This window comes from Mesobacillus sp. LC4, from assembly GCF_053543455.1.
In genome coordinates this window covers 370971-395552 of sequence record NZ_JBGCUB010000003.1, presented here as the reverse complement: position 1 = coordinate 395552, position 24582 = coordinate 370971, and the positions used below count along the sequence as shown (strand labels likewise).

Here is a 24582-nt window from a genome sequence, read left to right as displayed (position 1 = left end):
CATCACTACATTCGTGAAATATTAAAATTCAAAGTGGAGCATCATTAGATTCGTGAAATATTGAAATTTGAAGCGGGGCATCATTACATTTGTGAAATATTCAAATTCGAAGCGCGGCATCATTACATTTCTTGAAATATTGAACCTCGAAGCGGAGCATTACAACATTCGTGAAATATTGAACCTCTAAGCGAAGTCTCTTCAATGTTTCTAACACCATCCAACACGCAGGCCACTTGAGAGAGTTCCAAGTGGCCTTTGCTATACCGTTACCAATCGATCATCATGGATATGATTCAGTTTATCTTTTATTAAATCAGCGAATTCATCTGGCTGGTCAATGTATAATAACACCTTTTGTACTTCTTTTTCCTGGCCAAAATATCCTCTTGCGATGACGGGTTGCTTGAAGATAATTTCATATTTTGCTTCATCGCTCATTCCAAAAATCCTTGTGAGTGCCCGGGGGAAGGCGGTGGCATGGAACACAGCTTTTTCATGGATAATCCCGCCGCTATTGTTGTATTTCAGTTTTGCTGGCTGGATGGTTTCAATTTGACTCAAGGAAAAACTTAATCGCCTTCGAGCGCCAATCTGAATGTAGACAGCATTCTTTTTCAACAGGATCGGTGTATTCCTCAACAGATTATAATCTCCCATTATGTAAAAGACGCTGTAAATATGAAGCAGCAGCATGGCTAGAGCGATTTCTGGTGCTTCTTTTCTTAAATAAATATGAAAGACAATCATCTCGATGACCTGTTCATGGACGAGGGCGAGATATAGCCAGAAGTAGTTCGAATTTTTATGATAATAGAAAGTTTCCGGGTTTCGGGTCGGGATTTTCCATTTGAAAAAAGCATAAAACAGGATCATCATTTCTTTTTTATAAATCAACAGCAAAGGGTTCTCGGTAATTTTTCCTTTCCTATATAAAAGAAACAAATGCACAAGAAACCCTTCAAGTAGCACAACAACAATGATGCCTGTCACAATCAGGCGCGTCTCCATAAAAATTCCTCCCGTTTTACGAGTATCGTTTCATTTGGAACCAATAGATCAGGTACTGCGAAACTCCCATGACGATGAACAGAATGATCGGCAAATATGGAATGTGATGGAAGTAAGCGGTTAGGGCAATCGCGACCGGAATGGATAGAGCAAAGAAGATGTACACCTTTCTTGTCGCCTTAAAAGTCAGCCATTGCATCCCTTCGTCTTCTTCACGCATTTCCATCGGGATGATCTGTGGTTTTATCGGATCTTCAGGATTACGTTTGTTGTAAAGCGGAATCACAGCAATCATAATGAGAATGGGAATGCCGAGCACCATTGGATCGATTTTAAGCCATGCCGGGACATGCTCGCTATAATAGTTGCCAATCATGATGATGCCCAGCCCTAATATTAGGACAACGTTGAATAACGGTGATTGAAACGTTCTTTTTAACACGGTCATTCCTCTCCTTCTAAGCGAAATACTTCTTCCACAGGCACTTGGAAAGCAGCTGCGATCTTTAAGGCAAGGGTGACGGATGGGGCGTAATCGCCCTTTTCAATTAGTCCAATAGTCTGCCTCGTCACGCCAATCTTGTTCGCCAAGTCTTGCTGTGAAAAACGGAATCTCGCACGGTATTCTCGAACAGAGTTTTTCAGCATTTACAAGTTTACTCCTTTGGAAATATTTGTTTTCACACTTAAAATGTAATATATACTTTGCATTTTGTAAATGATTTTTAACATTTATTTAGAAAGTAAATTATCAAAGATGGTAAAAAGAGGTTTATTTTACTAAAAAGTGGTTGTAAGATAGATGTGGAATAACATAGTATAAAGATTGGTATTCATAGGTATAAAGGAGGGGTTATCGTGCTAGAAATAAAGGGGTTATCAAAAACATATGGCTCGAAAGTAGCTGTAGATTCACTTTCCTTCAACGTTTCTCCAGGCGAAGTATTTGGGCTTTTGGGTAGAAATGGCGCGGGAAAGACGACAACCATCAAAATGATGTTAGGCTTGGTCGCACCTGATAGCGGAAGCGTCAGCTGGAATCATCAAAAGGGATTGAGGCATGCGTCATATGGCTATTTGCCAGAGGAAAGGGGCTTATATCCAAAGACCAAAGTTGTTGAGCAGCTTTCCTATTTTGCCAAGCTCGAAGGCATGGGGAAAAATGATATCAAGAAAAGCATAGATTACTGGATTGAGAGATTCGATATCGGCATGTACAAGAATAAGCTCGCTGGTGATCTATCGAAGGGGAATCAACAAAAGGTCCAGTTAGTGGCGACCCTCTTACATAATCCGGATCTCATCATCCTTGATGAGCCTTTCAGCGGGCTCGATCCAGTTAATACAAACTTACTGACTGAAGTGATTATGGAAGAAAAGGAAAAGGGAAAAGTCATCATCATGTCCAGCCATCAGATGGACCAGGTTGAGAAATTTTGCAAAGATGTTGTGCTTATGAAGGATGGGAAAGCAGTCATCTCTGGGGATTTGGCAGCTGTAAAAGATTCATATGGAATGATGAATCTATCACTATACGGAAATCTTCCTGGCCTGACCAAGTTCTGTGCAGCTCATGACTATCCATTTGCGGAAGAGGCGAAAAGAATTATTGTTTCTCTGAAAAAAGAACAAGATCCTTTAACCATTCTTTCACAATTAAAACAAGAAGGAGTGGGATTCAGCGAGGTAACCTACCTGCAGCCAACCCTTCATCAAATCTTTATCGATAAGGTGGGATCATAGAATGAAGGCTCTCGGAACTGCGTTTCTTTTTCATTTTAAGGAGCAAACTCGCTCCAAAGGATTCAGGATTACCTCGATCGTTCTGTCTTTGCTGATTCTAGGGTTTTTCGCCTACAATCATTTTATGTCAAAAGAAGAAGAAGTCCGTGTCTCTGTTATTAACAATTCGGACTTTCAAGTGGATGAAGACGGGCTGAAGGGCATGATTGATGGTTTGCAGCTGTCGGTTAAAGATGCAGGCAATGTCGATTCAGAAAAGGAAAAAATCAAAGAACAGGATCTCGATCATCTCGTCATCATCGACCAAAAAGACACACTTCCAACAGTGGAGTATTTCTATCACCGGATGCCTGATCCGAACGTAATCTTTGCTTTTTCAACCCAGCTGCAGCAGCAATACCTGCAGAATGTATCAAGCGAAAATAATCTTTCTGGCGATGTGGTGGCTGACTTGTTTACGCAAATACCTGTCGAAAGGAATATGCTTGCCGAAAACAATGGCAGTCTCGGAATCGTATATGTCTTCATCTTCCTGATGTATACCTTCATCCTGATGTTCGGCCAGGGAATTGCCATGAGCATTACTGGTGAAAAATCGACACGCGTAATGGAAGTCATGATCACAAAAATCAAGCCGATCTACATGCTGTTTGCTAAGGTGCTCTCCAACCTTGCTGCGGGTCTTATCCAGGTATCAATCTTCTTCCTTGCCGGCTATCTGGCTTACCTGCTGGGGTGGATGAACACGGATCAATTCAGTGTGTTCGGATTCTCCTTTGATCTTTCCCAAGTTGGACCTGGCTTGATTTTTGCTTTTGTTTTCTTTTTTGCCGGCGGTTACCTGGTGTACGCGCTTTGTTTTGCCGCACTTGGTTCTGTCATTTCTCGTACGGAAGACCTCGGCAGTGTCATGGGTCCAGTCATCATGCTCGTCATGGGTGCATTGATGGTAGGAATCAAGACCATGATGGATCCAACAGGCGCATTGGTCACATTCTCAACCTATTTCCCATTCTTTTCACCGATCGTCGCTTTCTCAAAGTATGTAATGGGTGAGTTAACGACTGGAGAACTGCTATTAAGCGGAGCAGTACTGGTCGCGTCGATCCTGTTGATCGCGTACTTATCATCACGCATCTACGTAAAAGGCGTCATGGTCTATGGCGAAAAATTCAAGTGGTCCCAAATGAGCGGGATGCTGAAGAAGGAAAAAACAGAAGTGTTATAAATGTGGAAATTTGGATCGGACGCCGTTTACGGCTCCGGTCTTTTTTTTGTTGAAATACTGCCTGGAATTCGCTTTTTGTACGGAGAAAAACTTTGAAATTTGGCAGAAGCCCATTTAATAGAAAGAAAGGTACCCATATGGAGGAGGAAGAGCGGCAATAAGGGTCTCTAAGAGTGAGAAAGGTACCCTTATGCAGAGGAAAGGGTGGTCATAAGGGTCTCTAAGAGTGAGAAAGAGACCCTTATACAGGAGGAAGAGCGTCCAAAAGGGTCTCTAAGAGGAAGAAAGGCACCCATATGCAGGAGGAAAAATGAAGTATACAATCTTATCAATAACTAACCAAAGGCCCTGGATTAAGGGCCTTTTTCTATTGTATTAGTTCATTAACCCCTATTGTAAAAATATACCTCTACATCCATAGGCAGGGAGTGCCGATATGACATGTATATACCGAAAGTTAGAGGGGGAGGTGACTATAATGCAGCCAGATTTAAATAGCAGATCTCTTTTTGATGTTTATAAATCGTTATTTAATTTTAACCATGATGGGTGTTACGCCCTTGATGTGCAAGGGAATTTCATTGCATTCAATGATGAGGCTGCGGCGATTACAGGCTACTCCGAAAAAGAAGCACTGGAAATGAACTTTATCTCGATGATTCATGGTGAGTTTGTGGATGATGCCATCCAGCAATTTAAATCCGTCATATCAGGGGAGCGAACGAAATTCGAAACAGCGATTTTTGAAAAAAACAGCGGTGAACGAATTGATTTGTTGATAACCGCTGTCCCGATTACGGTTGATGGAGAGATTTTGGGCATTGTTGGGTGTGCACAGGATTTCACGGAAAAAAAGGAGCTCGAGGCTTTATTGAGAGGCCAGAATAGAATCCTTAAAATGATGGCGAAGGGAGCCTCCTATCAAGAGGTTCTTGATGAGGTTGTCCTTTTTATCGAGAGTTTTACGGACGGAGCGCACTGTGCCATTCTGATTGCTGATCAGGAGGGGAAGAGGTTATTACATGGATCTTCGCCTAACTTGCCGCCAGCTTACAATGAAGCAGTTAATGGGATTCCGATTGGTCCTACGTTTGGTTCCTGTGGCACTTCTGCCTTTTTTAAAAAATCTGTGGTCACAACGGATATCGCCTCAGACCCACTGTGGGAGGGATATCGCGACCAGGCGCTATCGTATGATTTAAAGGCATGCTGGTCAACTCCGGTCTTTGATGATGACCAAAGGGTGATTGGTACTTTTGGTCTTTATTATGGCCGTTCAAGGTCTCCGCGTGAAAAGGACAGGGAGATCATCCGGAAGGCAACCGATCTCGCAAGCCTGGTGATTCAGCATTATCGGGCAAAAGAAAGAATTAATTTCATGGCCTATCATGATGCTCTGACAGGACTGGTGAACCGGCGGCTGTTTGATGATCATGTTAAAAAGGCGTTTGCCAAGACAAAAGTGGATGATGGCGAAAAGCTGAGCCTCATGTTTCTCGATCTTGACCGGTTTAAATATGTAAATGATTCACTCGGGCATTCACTCGGAGACCGCTTGCTGGTTTATGTAGCTGATAAGCTGAAGAAAAGGCTTGGCGACGGAGTGGTTTTTTCAAGGCAGGGTGGGGACGAATTTGCAATCTTACTAGAGCATACGACGAAAGAAAAAGCGGAAGCTGTGGCCCGTGATATCCTGAAGACATTGGAGGAGCCTTTTGCGGTTGATGGGACTGATATTTTCGTCACAACGAGCATTGGCATGAGCTTTTACCCTGATGATGGTGAAGAGGTCGACATCTTGTTGAGCAAAGCAGATGTGGCGATGTATCAGGCAAAAAAGCAGGGGCGGAACAACTTCCAGATGTACGATGTGATGCTGGACCGCCAAGCTTACGAAAAGCTTCTGATAGAGAATGAGCTCCGCAAAGCGCTCGAGCGGGAGGAGTTTGTGCTCCATTATCAGCCGATTGTGAACTTGTGCAAAAATGAAATCACAGGAGCAGAGGCGCTCATTCGCTGGCAGAACGACAGAGTTGGCTATGTATCACCAGATCAATTCATCCCGATTGCAGAAGAAACAGGGCTGATCATTCCGATTGGAGAATGGGTGTTGAAAGCAGCATTGCTCCAGCTCAAGGAATGGCACGGAAACGGAATGGAGGGGTTGACGGTCTCGGTGAATTTATCGATTCGCCAATTTTACCAGCCGAATTTAATTCAGATGATTAAGGAAACACTTGAGCTGACCGGAGTTGAACCGCAATTCCTTACCATCGAGATCACCGAAAGCATGACGATGGATGTAGAAGAAGCCAGTGTCATCCTCCGAGAATTGAAAAAGCTAGGAGTGAATATTTCAATCGATGATTTTGGGACAGGCTATAGCTCACTCAGTTACCTGAAAAGATTTCCGATTGATCATTTGAAAATTGACCGTTGCTTCGTGAAGGACATCGCCGAGAATAAAAGTGATGAAAACATCGCGACGACCATTATTTTAATGGCGCATAACCTTAGCTTGTCCGTCATTGCAGAAGGCGTTGAAACAGCAGAGCAGTTAGGGTTGCTGAAGCAGCATCGCTGCAACGAAGCACAGGGTTATCATTTCAGCAAGCCTGTTCCGCCTGAAGAATTTAGTAAGATCAAGGTTCCTTCATGATATGGAGGGGCCTTTTCATTTTTAGCGCAAAAGGAAGGAGCAATTCGAGGAGCTTTTTCATTTTTAACAATAAATGTTGAAACACCTGGAATGAATTTCCGTCTAATTCTTCAAAGGGGCTGAAAAAGATGAAAAAATGGTGGTTGATAATCGGGTTGATGTTCATTTCTATTGCAGCAGTGGCTTTTTATTCTTTTTCCCAGTTCAAGGTGGTCAATGCGTGGGAAGAGGAGCATGTCGTCTTGCCGACAAAGGTATGGCAGATGCAGTTCTCGGAGAAGATTTCTGAGCAAAGCCTTGATCATGAATTGATGTATGTGACGAATGACAAGGGAGAGAAGCTTGATACGAAGCTGGAGCTGGGTGACGACCGCAAAACCATTTACATCCATCCTCCGGAAGAAGGATATGACCCGCAGTCGGGATATAGTGTTCATTTTAAAAAAGGGATCAAATCAGCTTTGGGCAAGGAGCTGGACTCTGAGCATAGCTGGAAATTCGTTGTAAAAGAAACACTTCCAACTGTCGGGACACAGGAGAACCTGGCGAGCTATTTTGAAGAAATTATCAAGGAAGAACAAAAGGCTCGGGGCTGGTTTGGCGGCTTGAAGGAATCCTTTTCTGCTGGCGAGGATAAAGCGACGGAAGAGTCAGTGGCTGCTGATAAATCCGGAGGCGGCGGGGATGTTTCCGAAACGAATGTCCAGGTCCAGGGTGTCGATGAAGCGGATATTGTCAAAACAGATGGAAAAAGTATTTTCCAGGCGGAGCATGATAAGGTGCGGATCATTCAGGCTGTGCCAGGTGCGCAGATGAAGGTTTTGTCGACGATTCCTTATAAAGGGAATTTTTCACCTAGCCAGCTGTTCTTGCAAGAGAATCAGCTCGTGGTCATTGGGCACCAGTACAATGAGATGTACAGACCTTACGAAGATGTTGCCAAAGATTCGTTGATTGCTCCGATGATGCAGTCGACGACCATCCTTGTCTATGATGTGAAAAATCCTGCCAATCCAAAACAAATCCGTGAAGTGAAGATGGAGGGTCACTATGTTTCGGCCAGGAAGGTGGATAACCTCGTTTACCTGATCACGCAGCATTATCCGGATTACTGGCTGCTGAAGGAAAGCAGGAAGATTGATATCCGGCCGAAGTTCACCGATTCAGCAGTGAGTTCAAAAGAGAGAATGATTGATTATGACGATATTCACTATTTTCCGGAATCGCGCCAGCCGAACTATACACTCATAGCCGCACTCGACCTTGAGCAGCCGAAAAAGGAAGTTTCAATGACGACCTATCTCGGCAGCGGCAGACAGCTTTATATGTCAAAGGAAAATCTCTACCTTGCAGTCGAGAATTATGGAGATATGGACTTAAAAGAGCGCGGTGTGATTGCCCCTGACACGGATGTCCATAAATTTGCGATCAGCGGAATGGATGTTCAATACCACAGTTCAGCTACTGTGCCGGGAACTGTGCTGAATCAGTTCTCGATGGATGAGCACAACGGCTATTTCCGTGTTGTGACGACAAAGGGCTACGCGTGGGACGAGAAGCGTCCATCTTCCAACCAGTTATATATACTGGATAAAAACTTGAAGGAAACCGGGAAAATCGAGGATCTGGCGCGCGGGGAGAGAATCTATTCCGCGAGATTCATGGGTGACCGGATCTATATGGTTACTTTTAAAGAAACAGACCCGCTGTTTGTGTTTGACGCAAGCGACCCGGCCAACCCGAAAGTGCTTGGTGAGCTGAAAATTCCTGGCTTCAGTAATTACCTGCATCCTTATGATGAAAACCATATTATCGGATTCGGCCAGGATACGAAAATCGTTGCTGAAAAAGGAGCGTCGCAGCCGCGGATCTTGACAGACGGAGTCAAGATTTCCTTGTTCGATGTCAGCGATATGTCCAACCCGAAAGAAAAATTCACCGAAATCATCGGCGGGCGAGGAACTTACTCACCATTGAATCATGACCATAAAGCATTGCTGTTCAATAAAGACAAAGACATTTTCGCCTTTCCGATCTCGGTTTACCAAAACAGCGAGAAGAGGGAATACGAACAAATTTTTGAATATCAGGGAGCATACGTTTACGATATCGATCCGGCAACCGGAATTCACCTGAAGTCAAAAATCACCCATATCAACGGCGAAATGCCGTATTACGAAGAATGGGAAAACCAAATCCAGCGCCTGCTTTACATCGGAGACACCCTCTACGCCCTGTCGGCAGATAAAATCACGAGCCATAAAATGGGCAGTTATGAGAAGGTTGGAGAGCTGGAATTTTAGGAAAAAAGAAGGCTCTTCTGCACTTGGTGCAGGAGAGCCTTGTCATTTTATATACCGCTGAGACCATTTGTATTCTGCAGCACAATTCTCCAGCCATCGGGATCGGCAATCGTTATGCCAGCTCTTTTCCAATACGGATTTTCCGGTTCGGCCTCAGGATAACCCATTGTATGAAGGCGCTCGGCGATTGCATCGCGTGCTTCTTTATTCGGAATATAGAAGACTAATAGATTGTCTTCCGTCGGTGCAGGGCAGGGACTGCCGTTTTGATTCTGGGTGAATTCAAGGTGATAGCTTAAATCAGGCAGGCCAAGCATCACGCCATCATACCCATCATGCTTTTCAAAACCGCCAACCACTTCCAACCCAACTCCATCACGGTAAAATTCCACAACCTTTTCCAGTTGATCCGTTGGCCGTGCAATCCGGAATTGGACCGCAGGCATTTTTTCAGACCAAGACCAAGGCTTCTCCATCTTCAGCACCTCGATTCCATTTGATGGATTAATTATATAACAATGCTGGTGACTTTTTCCTGAAAGATGGAATGGAACGGGGTTTATCGGACTTCTAGTTTGCTATAATGATAATGAGAGGATTTTTCCTGAATAAGAGGTGTTAGTATGACCATTGGCCTTATATTGGTAATCATCATCATCATTGCAGCACTGCTGGCAACATTGTTGCTCTCCGGCAAGGGAGACGAGGAATATAGCAAAGCCACGAAGAGAAACACGACGAATCTTTCTCTGATTTATATTGTGGTCATTCTGCTATCCTTTCTGGCAGTGGGGATTTACATTAAGTGGTTTGTGTAGGTAGGGATAATAGAAAAAAGGTCAGTCTGACTTGTACTCAGGCTGACCTTTCTTTTTATACAAACATGCTAAGCAATAAGATGAATCCTAATCCTGCTACTGAAATAATTGTTTCAAGCAATGTCCATGTTGCAAATGTTTCTTTCATGCTCAAGCCGAAGTATTCTTTGAACATCCAGAAGCCTGCGTCGTTCACGTGTGAAGCGATCAAGCTTCCTGCGCCAGTTGCCAGTACGACAAGGGCAAGGTTCACATCTGTCTGGCCAAGCAATGGAATGACCAGGCCAGCTGTTGTCAATGCTGCCACCGTTGCAGATCCAAGTGAGATACGCAAGATCGCTGCGATGATCCAAGCCAGCAGGATTGGTGAAAGGGAAGTGCCATTAAATAGTTCAGCTACATAGTCGCCAACGCCGCCATTGATCAAGACTTGTTTGAAGGCGCCGCCGCCACCGATGATCAAGAGCATCATGCCGATGTGAGAGATTGCTGTCGTACAAGAATCCATTACTGTTTTGATCGGAATGTTACGCGCGATTCCCATTGTGTAAATCGCTACAAGCAGGGATAATAACATCGCCGTTCCTGCATCACCGATGAATTGGATAGCTGCAAGGAAAGCATTATCCTCGAATCCCATCGTTTTTTGCAGTAAAGAAATGATTGTTGCGATCGACATTAAGATAACTGGTAGAAGTGCAGTGAAAACGCTGATTCCGAAACCAGGTGTTTCTTCAAGTTTGAAAGTTTTCTGTTCTCCTAAAGAAGCAATGTTTCCTGTTTTGTTAAAAGATTCTGGAACAAGTTTCTTCGCGATTTTCGTGAAAACTGGACCTGCCAGGATGACAGTTGGAATCGCAATGATAAATCCGTAAAGCAATACTTCACCAATGTTTGCGCCATACTCACCAGCGATTACAGTTGGACCCGGGTGAGGAGGCAGGAAGCCGTGTGTGACAGATAAAGCGGCAGTCATTGGAATACCAAGATACAGAATAGAAATCTTTAATTCTCTTGAAATCGCAAATACGATTGGAATCAATAATACTAAACCTACTTCGAAAAATAGAGCAACACCGATGATGAATGAAGCAGCTACGACTGCCCATTGGATGTTCTTTTCACCGAATTTGTTAACAAGTGTCATAGCGATTCGCTGGGCACCGCCGGAATCCGCAATCAATTTACCAAGCATCGCACCAAGACCAAAGATCAGTGCTAAGTGGCCAAGAGTTCCGCCAAGTCCAGCTTCAATTGTTTTAACAATCTCGCCAAGTGGCATTCCAAGCGCCAATGCTACGCCAAACGATACGATAATCAAGGAAATGAATGTGTTGAGCTTTAAGCCCATGATCAATAATAGTAAAGCTAAGATACCAATTGCTACAATAACCAACGGCATTGTAATTTCCCCCTAAGATGTTTGTGATCCGCATTTCGCGGGTGTTTCCCTCTGTAAAATAAAGCGCTGCCATTTTTGTGCGGGGATCAAGTGTCCCCTTTGGGATAATCCCTTGTTTAACCAAACTTCTTTGTAATTCCTTATCAAATCAGGCTACTTTAATAGTCCATTATTTAATCAAACTATTTACTTTGATAGGCCCTTATCGAATCAGGCTTCTTGGATAGCCCTTATTTAATCAGGCTTCTCTGATAGTTTGCGATTCTTGAATAATCCTGTTCCAATGCTCGAGATAAACTGATGAAAATCGGTACGAGCTGTCTGTATTCTTTTGCCGCTTCTTCGTTCGGCGTGTGCTTGTGGGTGCTGCCGATCATCTCGGAAGCGACTTCAAATGAGTCGATTTTACCTGTTGCATAGAGGCCAAGGATGCAAGCACCAAGGCAAGAGCTTTCATAGCTTTCAGGAACGACCACCTCGATGTCGAAAATATCGGACATCATCTGGCGCCACACATCTGATCTGGCAAAACCGCCGGTAGCCTGAATCCTTGTAACCGGGCTTTCCATCGCTTCCGTGAGCGCTAGGAAAACGGTATACAGGTTGAAAATGACACCCTCTAATGCGGCACGAATCATATGCTCTTTTTTATGGGACATCGTCAATCCGAAAAAGGATCCGCGTACATCTGGGTTCCATAATGGAGCACGCTCACCTGAAAGGTATGGATGGAACAGCAAACCTTCCGCACCGGGTCTTACGCGTTCAGCGATTTTCGTTAAAACATTATACGGGTCGATTCCTAAACGCTTGGCCGTTTCGACCTCAGATGCTGCGAATTCATCGCGGATCCAGCGAAGGACCATCCCGCCATTGTTGACTGGACCGCCGATGACCCAGTGATTCTCAGTCAGGGCGTAACAGAAGATACGTCCTTTTTCATCGGTTTGCGGCTCGTCGATGATCGTGCGGATTGCACCGCTTGTCCCAATTGTGACCGCAATCTCACCTTTGCCAATCGCATTGACGCCGAGGTTGGAAAGGACACCGTCACTAGCACCTATGACAAAAGGAGTTTCAGGCTCAATCCCGATTTGCTTCGCTAATTCTGGATTGCAATCCGTGAAGGTTTTTGTTGTCGGTACAAGCACTGATAATTGATTTGTTGAGATCCCCGCAATTTGCAGAGCCTCTTCATCCCATTCCAGCTTTTTAAGATTCATCATTCCCATCGCTGACGCAAGCGAATGGTCAACCACATACTGGTCAAAGAACTTTTTAAAAATAAATTCCTTGATGCCGATATATTTCTTCGCTTTAGCGGCAATTTCAGGACGCTCGTTCACGATCCATGCGATCTTGCTTAATGGTGACATTGGATGAATCGGCGTTCCGGTGCGCTTGTAAATTTCGTGTCCATTCAGTTCTGTTTTGATTTTATGCGCCCATGCTTCACTGCGATTATCCGCCCAGGTGATACAGGGTGTAAGCGGCTCATCATTTTCATCAATGGCAATGACGCTGTGCATCGCGCTGCTGAATGAGATGAACGCCACCTTTTTGTAATGATTGTGTTTCATGATTTTCGTTATGGCTGTCAGGACCGCCATATAAATTTCTTCAGGATCTTGCTCGGCTGTTGAGATATCCGGCGTATGGAGCGGGTAGCCAATGTTCTCCTGCTGGATGACTTCGCCTTTTTCGCTGAAAAGGACAGCCTTGGTACTCGTCGTACCGATGTCGACTCCTAGCATATATTCAGTCACTTTTCTCCACTCCCTTGGAAAGCGTTTGCTGCGATATCCAAAGGTCATCTACTTTACCTTGAACATCATCAAAATTTTGGTGTAAGGATTTAATCATCAGGTCGCGATTCTTCGTTTTGATGGCTTCAATATAAAGCTCGTGATTCTCGAGGATGCGATCGAAGTCTTCGTACTTTTCTTCAACCCTTGCTCGCATCGATAAAAGAATGAAAGCTTCCATGACGGGCTTCGTATTATCCCAAATCATTCTGATATAGGAATGGTTGATGGCCCGGATGATCGTCTCGTGGAAAAGAACATCCTGAAGGCTGAACTCGTCGGCATCCTTGTATTTGATGGCAATTTTCATCATTTCGAGAATTTTGCTCAGTTCAACTACCAGGCTGGTTGTATCTATTTTGATAAGTCGTTCAAAAACGAATGATTCAATCAGTAAGCGGACATCATAAATCTCTTCGATATCTTTTTCTGTAAGGCCAATAACCACGGCACCCATTCTTTCCAGGCGGATCAGGTTTTCAGCTGAAAGAATTTTGAGCGCTTCACGGATCGGCGAACGGCTTACGTTAAAATCAGCAGCCAGTTTGTTCTCCGAAAGGATGGCACCGCTTTCAATCAAGCCCGAAATAATTTGCATCCGGAGCTCACTCGCAACCCGGTCACCCGTTGAAGCCTTAGAGAGCCATTTTTGCGGATAAAGAAAATTACTATTTTCCGTCATTTCCTCACCTTCCTGGTTAATCAAGTATACTTGTATACAAGTATTATAAAACGGATCTGAAAAATTGCAAGCGTTTTCTATTATGATTATTTTGCCAAATTCTTTTGGGTTCATTCCTTGAGGGTGAATTAGGATCTTATTAATACATAGTTCTCTATGTGCTAGTAAGTTGTTAAAGGTGGAGATTAGAGCCACAAGTAGGAGTAACATGCGCTCGAAAAAGGGGTCCCGCCAGTATTTGTGTTGGAAGAAAACTAGAAACTGCGCCCGAAAGAAGAAGCTCGCTAGGATTACGGTCGCAGAAAACTCGGAGTTGCGCCCGAAAAAGGGATCCCGCCAAGATTACGGTCGCAGAAAGTTCGAAGCTGCGCCCGAAAAAGGGATCCCGCCAAGATTACGGTCGCAGAAAGCTCAAAGCTGCGCCCGAAAAAGGGATCCCGCCAAAATTACGGTCGCAGAAAGTTCGAAGCTGCGCCCGAAAAAGGGATCCCGCCAAGATTACGGTCGCAGAAAGTTCGAAGCTGCACCCGAAAAAGGGATCCCGCCAAGATTACGGTCGCAGAAAGTTCGAAGCTGCGCCCGAAAAAGGAATCCTGCCAAGATTACGGTCGCAGAAAGTTCGAAGCTTCACTAAACAAAAAGTGTCCGAAAAAATCGGACACTGATCAAGAATTATTATTCGTAATATCGCCTGTTGAAATCACCAATGTAAGTAAGGTTATCTTTTAATATTCTTCTAAGGGTTTTCTTGGATAGTATGCCGCCACTCCAATCAAATATAGTCTGTGTTGTAACCTTAATTTCAGGAAAGAGCATTTGAAATTCCTTAACTGTTCGAACCACAGCGGTATCAATATCCCCCGTGAGTCCACAGTGACTGCAAATGAATTTGCTTTTACTATAAATTTCACAAAACCCCCCGCACCCTCCACAAATAACCCCTTTCCTCAACATACCAAAATCATAGCTCGGCACTCTTGAATACGGTGATTTCTTAATATGCAAGGACAATAGCGCTTCGGCCAATTTGGTATGTTTGTTATTCAGCTTGGAAGAGGTTCTGTTCATTTTATCCATAAAACGGTTGAGTTGGTTGGGTAAAATAATGGGTGATTTCAATGGTGCTTGCAGCAGGGCGAATTCTGGGTTAATGAACACGAGGTGAGGTTCAAGAGGAATGTAATAGCCAAGTTCCTTGAGCAATTGTTTAAGGAGTGATTCTGCGCGGCTTAATTGGTGGAGGGGGTTTTTGGTTTCTTTGCCGGCAACAGTTTTGAATTTGTCTCCGTCCAGATAATAGTCCCCTTCAAGATTCTTCACTTCAAAAAGATGCAACCGGTCCTGTGTGATCACAAACGAATCGATTTGAAAAAGGGTGCCATTCACTTCCAGTAACAGGTCGTTGATAATGAGACTTTCAACTTGGTATTCCGTAAACCATTTGTCGAATTGGACTTCACCCTCATAGCCTTTCTCCAGTGTCCATAGGTTTTGCGCATCTTTCTCTTCTAATTCCATTCTTGGCTTTAGAGCCTGCAACAATACTAGTTCTTCTGGTTTGGTTCGTTCTTTTACTATCATATTCCACTTCCTTTCTTTTTCATTGTAAAAGAATGTCAAGCAAAAATCAGTGAACATTCTTGGACATTTATGATACTATTAACCTAATTTCATATGATCTTATCAGATCGGTGAGGTAGAGGAGCGAATAACAAGAGTAGTCCATCGGAGATCGACAATCGTTGATGGTGGCTGAAAGGGTTGTTTGCCGAAGCGTAATCAGGGTCAGACTGATTATTGCTGGGCTGCTTTCTGAATAAGGAGCAGACTGTCATGCGGGGTTTTGTGCATGGAGAACTACTGATCGAAATGGAGGATAACGTATATTGTAAAAGCAATGGTAGGTTATTTTCTGTCATTGCTTTTTTGTATGCCAGAGCTTACCAACTATCCCCCTTCTATCAAACTCCTGACGCACTCCCCAGGCATTCACATTTTATCTAAAGGGGAGAATCTTCTTGAGAACCATCTACAAAAATGGAACCATCTATACATTCAATTCACGAAATCCAATTGTACAGGCAGTGGTCATCGAAAATGGCCGTTTTATTGATATGGGAACTACCGAGGACATGGTGCTGCACTGGGGAAGCCAGGCACAAATCATTGACCTTGAAGGGAAGACGGCCACGCCAGGCCTCATTGACAGCCACCTTCACCTATCCATCATGGCGGATAGCTTCATCAACCTTGATTTTGTAGGAATCACATCAAGGCATGAGATGCTGGCAAAAATCAAGGCAAAAGCCGACCAGGTTGAGCCTGGTGAATGGATTGTCGGCTCAAGCTGGGATGAGAATCTTTTTACAGACGGAGGAATTCCGACGATTGGTGAGCTGGATTATGTGGCACCAGCCAACCCGTTATTTTTAACAAGGACGTGCCTGCACGCGACCCTTGTCAACAGTAAAGCATTGGAAGTGAGCGGCTATCATCCGGCGATCACAGTGCCGGAGGGCGGCACCATCGTCCTGGATGAAATCACGAAACAGCCGACTGGCCTGTTCCTCGAGTCAGCGGCGAATCTGATCAGGGCATACATTCCTGAGCGTTCATACGATGACTGGAAAAAAGCGATGAGGCAGACGATGCATTATGCGATGAGCAAAGGGCTGACAAGTGTCCATACGAATGATCCGCTCTATCTCGGGGGTCTCGAAAAAACGTGGGATCTATTCAATGAGCTATTAAATGGAGAGCAGCTTGGTTTACGAAGCAATCTCCTGATAAACCATGAATTTTTACCAAACCTAAAGGAAGCGGGAATGTACACGGGCTATGGCAATGACATGCTGCAAATCGGTGCGGTGAAAGTTTTTGCTGACGGGGCGTTTGGACGAAGGACCGCTTTGTTGTCGGAGCCTTATAGCGATGCGCCGGGTCACTATGGTGATGCCATGTATGACCAGGAGCAGCTCTATGAAATCGTGAAAGGGGCACGCGAACTGGACATGCCGATTGCGGTCCATACAATTGGTGACCAGGCGCTGGAAAATGTTCTTGATGTGCTGGACCAGTTCCCGGCTGCAGCTTATCGTGACAGGCTGATACATGCCCAGGTTCTGCGGGAGGAATTGATTCCTCGCCTGAAATCACCAAGCCGGATTGCCGATATTCAGCCGCGCTTCATTGCGAGTGACTTTCCTTGGGTTCAGGAGCGCCTTGGCGCAGAGCGGATCAAGCTTTCATACGCCTGGAAAACTTTGATGGATGCAGGCGTCATTTGTGCAGGGGGTTCTGATTCTCCGGTTGAGCCAGTCGATCCTATTCTCGGAATCCATGCAGCCGTCACCCGGAAAAAGCCAGGCGAAATTCACGATGGCTACGTGCCAGAGCAGAAACTGTCGATGGTCGACGCGTTCCGTCTTTTTACAGAATTAGGAGCTTACCCGACGAACGAAGAGACTCTAAAAGGCACGATTGCAAGAGGAAAATTAGCTGACCTGACCGTATATTCAAAAAATCCATTTGAAATGAAGGATGCAGACGAGCTTTTATCAATGAATATCGAGATGACCATCATTGGCGGTGAAATCAAGTATCGAAGGCTTTCATAGAGCCTTCTTTTTTTTTGAGTTTTTATAACTAAAGTCCTAAAATTTTCTGAATCTTAGCCGAAATAGAAGGTAAGAGGGGTAATTAATATTACTGGACAGGAGAGCGGAAAATGAAATTCAAAAAGAGATTCGCAAAACCACAGGTAAGATTCGCAAAACCGCAAATGAAAACCAGTGTCCGTGCCAAGTTATTGGCGGGTTTTTTTTCAGTATTGGCTTTGTTGGCTGTCGTGGCCATTATCTCAAACTTTGAGTTTAATAAAATGAACAGCCAATACTCATCATCCATTGAAGACCGGATGGACAAGCTGAATCTGATTGTCGAGATGAAGGATGCCATCATGAGGGAGCAGCTGGCACTTCAAAAATATATGGCAAATGGCGATGGTGAAAGTCTGATTGAATTTGAGGGTGCTGTTGAAGATTTTAAGAAAAGCTCTAAGAAATATATGAGCACAACAGAATCTTCCGAGGGGAAAAAGGTAGGGGAAAATCTGATTGCAGCCGAAGCGCAATATTATGAAGTCGCTTCAGAGGCCTTTGTTTTAATAAGAGATGAACAGGCGGTCAAGGTCCGATTGCTTATGCAGAAAGAAGGGAATCCACTCATCTTCAACCTGAATTCTGCGGCAGAGGATGCAATCGAGTACCAGCAGGATGCGTTGAATGCTACGAGTGAAACTTTATCCGGACAAGTACAGAAAGTAGCGCTGCTCATCATTTTGCTCAGTGCAGCTGCTTTTATCATCGGAACAGTGATTGCTACCTATATCAGCAGGATCATTTCAAAGCCTGTCCAGCTTGTATCACATGCAGCTAAGCAAATGGCTGACGGAAATCTGGCTATTGAAAAAATCAATGTGAAAAATAACGACGAAATTGGCCAGTTGGCAGCCGATTTCAATGAAATGGCAACCAACTTGCGGAATTTGATTTATCAAGTTAGCAGTACATCCGAGCAGGTTGCGGCATCTGCTGAAGAAATGATGGCAAGTGCGGATCAGACTAACTCGGCAACAAATCAGGTAGCAACAGCCATCCAGGAAGTTGCCGGCGGTGCAGAACTGCAAAGCAAGAATACGGAAGAAAGTGCGAAAGCGGTAGGAGAGATGTCGGAAGGAATCCAGCGGGTTGCCGTTACGACTTCCACTGTCGCAGAGTCTGCGGCTGATACGACAAAACAGGCAATGCTCGGACATGATTCCTTGGAAAAAGTGATCGAGAAAATGAAAACAATCAATCATACGACAAGTGAAACGAATGCCGTCATCAAGGATTTGGATCGAAAATCGGCTGAGATTGGCAAAATCATTGAGGTCATTACGGGAATCGCTGACCAGACAAATTTGCTGGCCCTGAACGCTGCCATTGAAGCTGCAAGAGCCGGTGAACATGGAAAAGGATTCGCGGTCGTCGCCGATGAAGTCCGAAAGCTTGCTGAGCTCTCAAGACAGTCAGCGAGTCAGATTTCCGGCTTGATCGAAGTGATTCAAAAAGAAACCCACCAGGTCGTTGAAATGATGAACAAAGGAACAGCGGAAATCTCCGAGGGAACTTTGTTGGTAGAAGACACTGGAAAGACATTTGACGAGATTCTAAAATCGATTGAAAATGTCAGTTCGGAAATCCAGGAAGTCTCCGCGATTTCAGAAGAGATGTCAGCGAGCGTCATGCAGGTGAACGCCTCAATCGATGAGGTGACCAAAATCGCCCGAGGCTCAGTCGCAAGCACTGCAGAAATCGCATCCGCAACAGAAGAGCAGCTGGCTTCCATGGAAGAAGTCGCTTCATCATCCGCATCACTTGCACGACTTGCAGAGAATCTGAGAGAAATGGTCGCGAAATTTAAAGTTTAATAGTTTGGAAGCATGGAGGCCCAAAGTGGCTTTCATGCTTCTTTTTTTGAATGGAGGACAATTTTTCATCCTGAAAGGCCCATTTAGGAATAGATTCGGAAATAGAGATACCAATGCTCCAGCACAAGCCTACAACCCTGAAATCCACATCCCATGTGCATTCGCCCAAGCCAAAACCATGATAAACGCATATAAAATTAATGAAGATAAAAAGAGAAGAGGGAGGTAAGCCGTATGCATGCATACAGACATCCTTATCGTTCGCACGATCAGAGGTTCGGCTGGGGCTTTGGATTGCCATTCTTAGGTGGTTTGGCTGGTGGATTATTGGGAGGCGCTTTGTTTTATCCGCGCCCTTACTATGGTGGATTTTACCCGCCGGTTTATCCGTGCTGCCCGCCGCCTAGATATCCGTTTTATTACTACTAAATCGTCAACAAACAAAGGGAATGAGCTGCTTAGCTCATTCCCTCTTTTAATGGATAAGTAAGTATAAATTTCCTCACTTAGATTAGTGTCTAGCTCCAGCGCCTAGTCCCTCGAGACGTTTCAGTCCGCCCAATGAAGTCAAAGAACGACTTCACCGGTCCGCCCTCCAACGCTTGTCGGGGCTGACCAAGGCGCTTGCGCTTTTCTAATTAACTGATGTTTGCTCGTTTGCTTTCATGTTTATCCATGAATTCGATTGATAGCTGGTTGAATTCATCAGCTTTTTCAATATTGCAGACATGGCCGCACTGTTCAAGGATCACTAGCTCAGAGCTATCATCTCCACGCAGATCCTCTGCCAGTTCCCTGACAAACATATGGTCCTCGGCACCTGAGATATAGAGCTTCGGCACGTCCTCGCTTTTTTCCTGGACCTTGCTGTAGGTGGCTTTCACATCACCTGCAAGAGGATACCATGCAAGGAAGTTTTTCCGTTTCATCTTATAGGCCTCCTGGATAAAAAATCTCCGGGAACTCTTATGGTTGCCACGAGGCATCAGGATCCAGGCCAATATACGGTAAAGCCACATAAAAGGAATAAAGTTCCTTACTAACCAAGCGAGCTTGATCAATGATTTTCCAAATAGGTTCAATCGGGTAATCGCCCCGCCCAGGACTGCTGACCTCACTCGTCCAGGTTCGGTTTGCAAAAGATGGTGGACGATGATTGTTCCTAGCGAAACTCCGACAAAATGAGCCTTGCGAATCGAAAGGTGGTCCAGCGTCTTGAGTATCTCCCTGACAATTGAATCAAAGGAGAACCTTTCCTTATAGGAATCTATGTCAGGTGATTTCCCATGGCCAGGCATGTTGATTGCGACGATATGATATTTTTTAAGAAAAGGTTTAAGCTGCTTGTAAAAAATATTCGAGCTTCCGCCGATCCCATGCAACAACACGATGTACTCCGTGCCCTGACCTTTATATAATCTGTAATCCAGCATCCGATTCTCCTTTTAGCCGATCTAGTTGTGTCAATTAATAATACCCTTGATAGCCTTTTCAGTAAACTATTAAGGCGAAAATAACGACAGGTACCATCTGGAAGGAGGGTACCTGTCGATTTTGTGGAGAAGGCATCAAAACAAGCAATGGAAATATAGGTATGAATAATTGGAGTTATACTATAAATATTATATGCTTGAATTAATTCCAAAATTTGAAAGAGGTAACTTTGTATGAATAATTTAAATAGGGAATTCCGAAAAAGAATAGGATTTCAACCACATGATTCTATTGCCATACATAATCTGGCTGATGTACTTGAAAAGACTGCAGCCACCATCCCCTTCGAAAACCTATGCACCCTTTCTGGAGATTCAAATGAGTTGACTGAAGCTCATCTAGTGGAAAAGATCATCCATAGAAAGGAAGGCGGCCTCTGCTATGACTTGAACGGCATCCTTTATTTGTTTTTAAAAGAGAATGGGCTTGATGTTGAGCTGGTCCGTGGGTCTGTTTATGTTCCGGATTTAGGAGGGTTCAGTCCGACGGGCAGGACGCATGCTGCGATTTTACTGAAGGCCGATGGGAAAAGGTATTTGGTTGATACCGGTTTTGGCGGGAATTTGCCGTTAAGGCCGGTGCCGATGGATGGGACAGAAATACATTCTCCGAACGGTGAGTTCAGGGTGAAAAAAGAAGAGAGTGAATTCGGAGACTACTTTTTAGAGATGAAGCTGAAGTATAAGGATCCTGATTGGAGAATCGGCTATGCTTTTGATTCTAGAGAGCCGGTGGAGAATATCAGTGATTTGACTGAGATGAAGAACATCATTACAGAGCATCCACATTCACCTTTTAACAAGAAGCCGCTGTTGACTAGGGTGACGGCCGATGGAAGCATGGTGTTGACGGAAACCAGCTTTACTTATTGGACGGAAGTTGGGGTTCAGAAAGAGGAAATAGATTCTCAGCGTTTCAAGGCTTTGGCAAAAGAATTCTATAACATCGAATTAAAATGAAACTTTCCTATAGTGTAAACCGTTTATATAGTATCAAAAATGACAGGTGGATGAATGCAGATGGACTCACATGAGTACTTATTGAAAGAACTGGAGCAAATTGAAAAATGGGAGAAGGACCAGAAAGGTTTATGGTTTTGGGAGAAGCTGACTCGTCTGCCTTTCAAGATGCTAGACCGGTTTACTCCGAAGTTCATCCAGGAAAAGGTCGGTCTCCTGCTGGATGAGCTTGGCAGCTATATACAAACAGGCGGACAGTATTTGACCAGTGAGAAGTCTGTGTTCCAATTCTTCGAGAAAAAGACTGGAAGGAAAGTGAGCCATCTTTCCGATATGGAAACCATTCCGGTGGAAGAAATGAAGCAGGCATCACTTGCGCTGGGCGAGCAGCGGAAGAAGGCGGCGACAATCCAGGGAGCAAGTACAGGGATTGGTGGGATTTTTACGCTAGCGATCGATATTCCCGCAGTCCTGGCCCTCTCGCTAAAAACGATTCAGGACATCGCCATCATCCATGGTTTCGACCCGAGAGATAAGAAGGAGCGGGTGTTCATCATCAAGTGCCTCCAGTTTTCCTCAGCGGATGTCGTCGGAAAGCAAGCGATCCTGAATGAGTTATCCGATTTTAACAATGAACAAAAATCAAGGGAAGTCATCTCGCAGCTGCAGGGCTGGCGCGAGGTGACATTGACATATACAGAATCATTCGGCTGGAAAAAGCTGCTCCAAATGGTTCCGGTGGCAGGAATCGTGTTCGGAGCTTTCGCGAATCGATCCATGGTGAGCGACCTTGCTGAAACCGCGACGATGCTTTATCAGAAGCGGAGGATTTTGGAGAGGTTGGAAAGGAATTTGATTGAGGAAAAATAAATAGGTGCAAGTTGTCTTCCTGTGCCTCGCGTAAAAACTAGAAGCCTGATTCCTGCTGGAATCAGGCTTTGTTTTTGATCACATACTTGGCAGACTGTAAAAACTTATAAATGGTATAGGATAAAACGAAGACAAGAGACGTATCCACCAAGTTCAGCAGCAAGTTATGTGTGCTTTTTCCCAAACCGATTGATTCGAATAAGAGATCAACCATATCTATAAAAAATAGATGAATGGCATAAATACCGAGAGAGTTTCCGCCTATCTTGGTGATGAACAAACCCTTGCCGAGATGGGGTCTGCGTAAGGCGTAAAGGAACAGAAATAAGGTAAGGAAAATCGTCGAAAAGAAGTATTCGCCATGTTGTGAATCCAGTCCCTTCTGAAGCCAGAGACCTTCTAGAACCTGTAAAATAATAAAGATACAAAACAAGTAAAAGTAAGTCTTGGCAGTATATTTTCGCCAGGTGGGAACCGAAGCAAGCCAGAATCCCATGACTGTATAGAACAGGCTGATATAGAGAGCGGCCCGGGTTGTGCTGACTGGCAGCTCATCAAATACGGAATAAGACTGTCCAAAGAGGCCAAGGAGATTGAAACAAAAAGCGATCACCAAAAGCAGCCTTACTCTTTTCAATCTATAAAAGAAATATAAAATCACGATGCTCCATACCAGGGAAATGACGAACCACAGCTGATACCCGCTTGTTCCCTGGCCATAATAGAGCAGGTTAAGAACAGTCAGGTTTTCTTTGTACTTGGTAAGTTCAGCTTTAACGTTTCCATCCGTCAATAAAATCCTTATTACATCATAACCAGCATAAAACAGGAGCCAGCTAACATAAATCTTCAGTATTTTTGTGACATATTTTTTGAAGTAGGCAAAGGACTGAGGATTGTCACTCACCTTTTGACTGAACAAATAGCCGGAAGCGACAAAGAAAAAAGGGACAGCGAACCTGGATAAGTTATCGAGAACGAAATATCCAATTTGATCATTGCCGGGAAATGTATGAATGATGACGACCGCCAGGATGGCGAAGAATTTGATAAAGTCAATTGCGTCGTTTCGCTGCATGATTAGCCCCGGAGTTGTAAGGATTTGTACTCCTAGCTTTTCCACTATATTGAGACTTATGAATATAAGCAGAATGACTTGGGATAATAGGAAGCAAAAAGGAGGCAAATTCGTTGGACTATGAAAAAAAACGGCAAGACAAGAAGCAAATGGAACAGGACTTGAAGAACACAAAGAACGAACAATCTCCTAATCAAACAGACGGCTTCCGCTATGATTATGATGATTCTTCAGACTTAAATTGAAGCAGAGGAAAAACCTTTAACCTGGGTTTTTCCTCTTTTGCGTTAAGAGCAAATGTTACAGGGGGCCCTGGTGTTTAACCATGGTGGACTGGACGGTTTAAGCATCCCTAGATTTAAATCGATTTCTAACAATATGGCGTCGGATCAATACAAATGCAGCCGTATTAGGCAGCCACTTTACCTATTCTGCATAAAGACCTTTTGTATAAAGCTCTGTCAATGTTTGTGCGATTTCCTCAACCTTGAATGAACAGTCTTCCTGATTAACAAGTTCCCATAAATACATTTCATTAATGGCAAACCAGCTTCGGGCGACTACTTCAATGTTTAGTGTGCTTTTAGCGAGACCCTTATCTTGTACATAAGATATATCCATTGATATTCGTTCGATGAATTTATTTTGGATCAATTTCCATTTCTTCTGTGCGTTTTCGGATTTTCCCATTGCTTCATGGAATACTTGCAGGATGGAGCGATTTTGTTCAGCGAGATGCAGAAATTCACTCACTTGATGTGTAATCCTGGCTTGGGCATCTGCTAGATTGACGGGCTCATACTCCATTTCTGCGATTGTGTAAAATCTGTCCATGACATCTTCCATAAGGGTTATTAAGATTTCATCTTTTCCTTTAAAGTGGGTATATGCTGAACCATATCCAATCTGTGCTCTTGAAATGATTTGTTTAATGGTTGTTTTTTCAAAACCATTTTCGGTAAAAATCTCTATTGCAGCAGAAAGAATCTTCTCCTTGGTTTCTATTGACCGTAGCAGTCTGCCATCTATTTGTTCTGTCATAGACTCACCTTTTTTC

At 44.1% G+C, this 24582-nt stretch carries 23 protein-coding genes and 1 riboswitch; of the genes, 12 read left to right on the top strand and 11 right to left on the bottom strand.

What is annotated here, in order from left to right; genetic code table 11:
- Nucleotides 1-261 precede the first annotated feature (261 nt).
- From AB5I83_RS12820 to AB5I83_RS12810, 3 genes are read right to left on the bottom strand one after another with little or no spacing between them, the layout of a single operon-like run.
- Entirely contained in the window at nucleotides 262-1011 is a 750-nt protein-coding gene (locus AB5I83_RS12820) for a hypothetical protein (RefSeq protein WP_448975885.1), read from the bottom strand.
- Nucleotides 1012-1027: 16 nt separating this feature from the next.
- A complete protein-coding gene (locus AB5I83_RS12815) occupies nucleotides 1028-1453 on the bottom strand; it encodes a hypothetical protein (protein WP_448975884.1) in 426 nt (141 codons plus the stop codon).
- Between the two features lie 2 nt (nucleotides 1454-1455).
- A complete protein-coding gene (locus AB5I83_RS12810; protein WP_448975883.1) occupies nucleotides 1456-1659 on the bottom strand; it encodes a helix-turn-helix transcriptional regulator in 204 nt (67 codons plus the stop codon).
- A 210-nt stretch (nucleotides 1660-1869) separates the two neighbouring features.
- On the opposite strand from AB5I83_RS12810, the gene AB5I83_RS12805 reads away from it, so the two are divergent.
- From AB5I83_RS12805 to AB5I83_RS12790, 4 genes are all read left to right on the top strand, one after another.
- Nucleotides 1870-2754, top strand: coding sequence for an ABC transporter ATP-binding protein (locus AB5I83_RS12805; RefSeq protein WP_448975882.1), 885 nt, complete (start codon nucleotides 1870-1872; stop codon nucleotides 2752-2754).
- A gap of 1 nt (nucleotide 2755) precedes the next feature.
- The gene (locus AB5I83_RS12800) at nucleotides 2756-3982 is read left to right on the top strand and encodes an ABC transporter permease (protein ID WP_448975881.1); all 1227 of its coding nucleotides are present in this window, start codon (nucleotides 2756-2758) and stop codon (nucleotides 3980-3982) included.
- A 478-nt stretch (nucleotides 3983-4460) separates the two neighbouring features.
- Nucleotides 4461-6641 carry a bifunctional diguanylate cyclase/phosphodiesterase gene (locus AB5I83_RS12795; protein WP_448975880.1) on the top strand — a complete coding sequence of 727 codons (2181 nt, stop codon included), beginning with the start codon at nucleotides 4461-4463 and terminating at the stop codon, nucleotides 6639-6641.
- A gap of 128 nt (nucleotides 6642-6769) precedes the next feature.
- Nucleotides 6770-8944 (top strand): beta-propeller domain-containing protein, encoded by a 2175-nt coding sequence (locus AB5I83_RS12790; protein WP_448975879.1) that lies wholly within the window; start codon nucleotides 6770-6772, stop codon nucleotides 8942-8944.
- Between the two features lie 47 nt (nucleotides 8945-8991).
- Here AB5I83_RS12790 and AB5I83_RS12785 read toward each other — a convergent pair whose 3' ends face one another.
- A complete protein-coding gene (locus AB5I83_RS12785; protein WP_448975878.1) occupies nucleotides 8992-9420 on the bottom strand; it encodes a VOC family protein in 429 nt (142 codons plus the stop codon).
- A 147-nt stretch (nucleotides 9421-9567) separates the two neighbouring features.
- Between AB5I83_RS12785 and AB5I83_RS12780 the strand changes: the two genes are divergently transcribed.
- Nucleotides 9568-9762: a hypothetical protein gene (locus tag AB5I83_RS12780; protein WP_448975877.1), complete on the top strand. Its 195-nt coding sequence runs from the start codon at nucleotides 9568-9570 to the stop codon at nucleotides 9760-9762.
- Between the two features lie 55 nt (nucleotides 9763-9817).
- Here the strand turns inward: AB5I83_RS12780 and AB5I83_RS12775 are convergent, their stop codons facing one another.
- From AB5I83_RS12775 to AB5I83_RS12760, 4 genes are all read right to left on the bottom strand, one after another.
- Entirely contained in the window at nucleotides 9818-11164 is a 1347-nt protein-coding gene (locus AB5I83_RS12775; RefSeq protein WP_167833468.1) for a GntP family permease, read from the bottom strand.
- 230 nt (nucleotides 11165-11394) lie between these two features.
- The gene (gene gntK / locus AB5I83_RS12770; protein ID WP_448975876.1) at nucleotides 11395-12930 is read right to left on the bottom strand and encodes a gluconokinase; all 1536 of its coding nucleotides are present in this window, start codon (nucleotides 12928-12930) and stop codon (nucleotides 11395-11397) included.
- On the bottom strand, nucleotides 12923-13651 hold the full coding sequence (locus tag AB5I83_RS12765; RefSeq protein ID WP_448975875.1) for a GntR family transcriptional regulator: 729 nt from the start codon (nucleotides 13649-13651) through the stop codon (nucleotides 12923-12925). Before AB5I83_RS12765 ends, gntK begins: the two co-directional genes overlap by 8 nt.
- A 675-nt stretch (nucleotides 13652-14326) precedes the next feature.
- The gene (locus AB5I83_RS12760) at nucleotides 14327-15232 is read right to left on the bottom strand and encodes a nuclease-related domain-containing protein (protein ID WP_448975874.1); all 906 of its coding nucleotides are present in this window, start codon (nucleotides 15230-15232) and stop codon (nucleotides 14327-14329) included.
- Nucleotides 15233-15340: 108 nt separating this feature from the next.
- Nucleotides 15341-15519: riboswitch (Lysine riboswitch) on the top strand.
- A gap of 150 nt (nucleotides 15520-15669) precedes the next feature.
- Here AB5I83_RS12760 and AB5I83_RS12755 point away from each other — a divergent pair.
- The 4 genes from AB5I83_RS12755 (at nucleotide 15670) to AB5I83_RS12740 (ending at nucleotide 19553) form a co-directional block, all read left to right on the top strand.
- A complete protein-coding gene (locus tag AB5I83_RS12755) occupies nucleotides 15670-17268 on the top strand; it encodes an amidohydrolase (protein WP_448975873.1) in 1599 nt (532 codons plus the stop codon).
- Nucleotides 17269-17378: 110 nt separating this feature from the next.
- Nucleotides 17379-19124 (top strand): methyl-accepting chemotaxis protein, encoded by a 1746-nt coding sequence (locus AB5I83_RS12750; protein WP_448975872.1) that lies wholly within the window; start codon nucleotides 17379-17381, stop codon nucleotides 19122-19124.
- A 25-nt stretch (nucleotides 19125-19149) separates the two neighbouring features.
- Entirely contained in the window at nucleotides 19150-19353 is a 204-nt protein-coding gene (locus AB5I83_RS12745; protein WP_448975871.1) for a hypothetical protein, read from the top strand.
- Nucleotides 19354-19358: 5 nt separating this feature from the next.
- On the top strand, nucleotides 19359-19553 hold the full coding sequence (locus AB5I83_RS12740; protein WP_448975870.1) for a hypothetical protein: 195 nt from the start codon (nucleotides 19359-19361) through the stop codon (nucleotides 19551-19553).
- 209 nt (nucleotides 19554-19762) lie between these two features.
- On the opposite strand, the gene AB5I83_RS12735 is transcribed toward AB5I83_RS12740, so the two are convergent.
- Nucleotides 19763-20557: an alpha/beta fold hydrolase gene (locus AB5I83_RS12735; RefSeq protein ID WP_448975869.1), complete on the bottom strand. Its 795-nt coding sequence runs from the start codon at nucleotides 20555-20557 to the stop codon at nucleotides 19763-19765.
- Nucleotides 20558-20791: 234 nt separating this feature from the next.
- Between AB5I83_RS12735 and AB5I83_RS12730 the strand changes: the two genes are divergently transcribed.
- Together AB5I83_RS12730 and AB5I83_RS12725 are read left to right on the top strand one after the other, a co-directional pair.
- A complete protein-coding gene (locus AB5I83_RS12730; protein WP_448975868.1) occupies nucleotides 20792-21577 on the top strand; it encodes an arylamine N-acetyltransferase family protein in 786 nt (261 codons plus the stop codon).
- 54 nt (nucleotides 21578-21631) lie between these two features.
- Entirely contained in the window at nucleotides 21632-22447 is an 816-nt protein-coding gene (locus AB5I83_RS12725) for an EcsC family protein (RefSeq protein WP_448975867.1), read from the top strand.
- 61 nt (nucleotides 22448-22508) lie between these two features.
- On the opposite strand, the gene AB5I83_RS12720 is transcribed toward AB5I83_RS12725, so the two are convergent.
- Nucleotides 22509-23525: an acyltransferase gene (locus tag AB5I83_RS12720; protein ID WP_448975866.1), complete on the bottom strand. Its 1017-nt coding sequence runs from the start codon at nucleotides 23523-23525 to the stop codon at nucleotides 22509-22511.
- Nucleotides 23526-23638: 113 nt separating this feature from the next.
- Here AB5I83_RS12720 and AB5I83_RS12715 point away from each other — a divergent pair, with 113 nt between their 5' ends.
- The gene (locus AB5I83_RS12715; RefSeq protein ID WP_448975865.1) at nucleotides 23639-23770 is read left to right on the top strand and encodes a hypothetical protein; all 132 of its coding nucleotides are present in this window, start codon (nucleotides 23639-23641) and stop codon (nucleotides 23768-23770) included.
- A gap of 181 nt (nucleotides 23771-23951) precedes the next feature.
- Here the strand turns inward: AB5I83_RS12715 and AB5I83_RS12710 are convergent, their stop codons facing one another.
- Nucleotides 23952-24566 carry a TetR/AcrR family transcriptional regulator gene (locus AB5I83_RS12710; RefSeq protein WP_448975863.1) on the bottom strand — a complete coding sequence of 205 codons (615 nt, stop codon included), beginning with the start codon at nucleotides 24564-24566 and terminating at the stop codon, nucleotides 23952-23954.
- Between the last annotated feature and the right edge of the window lie 16 nt (nucleotides 24567-24582).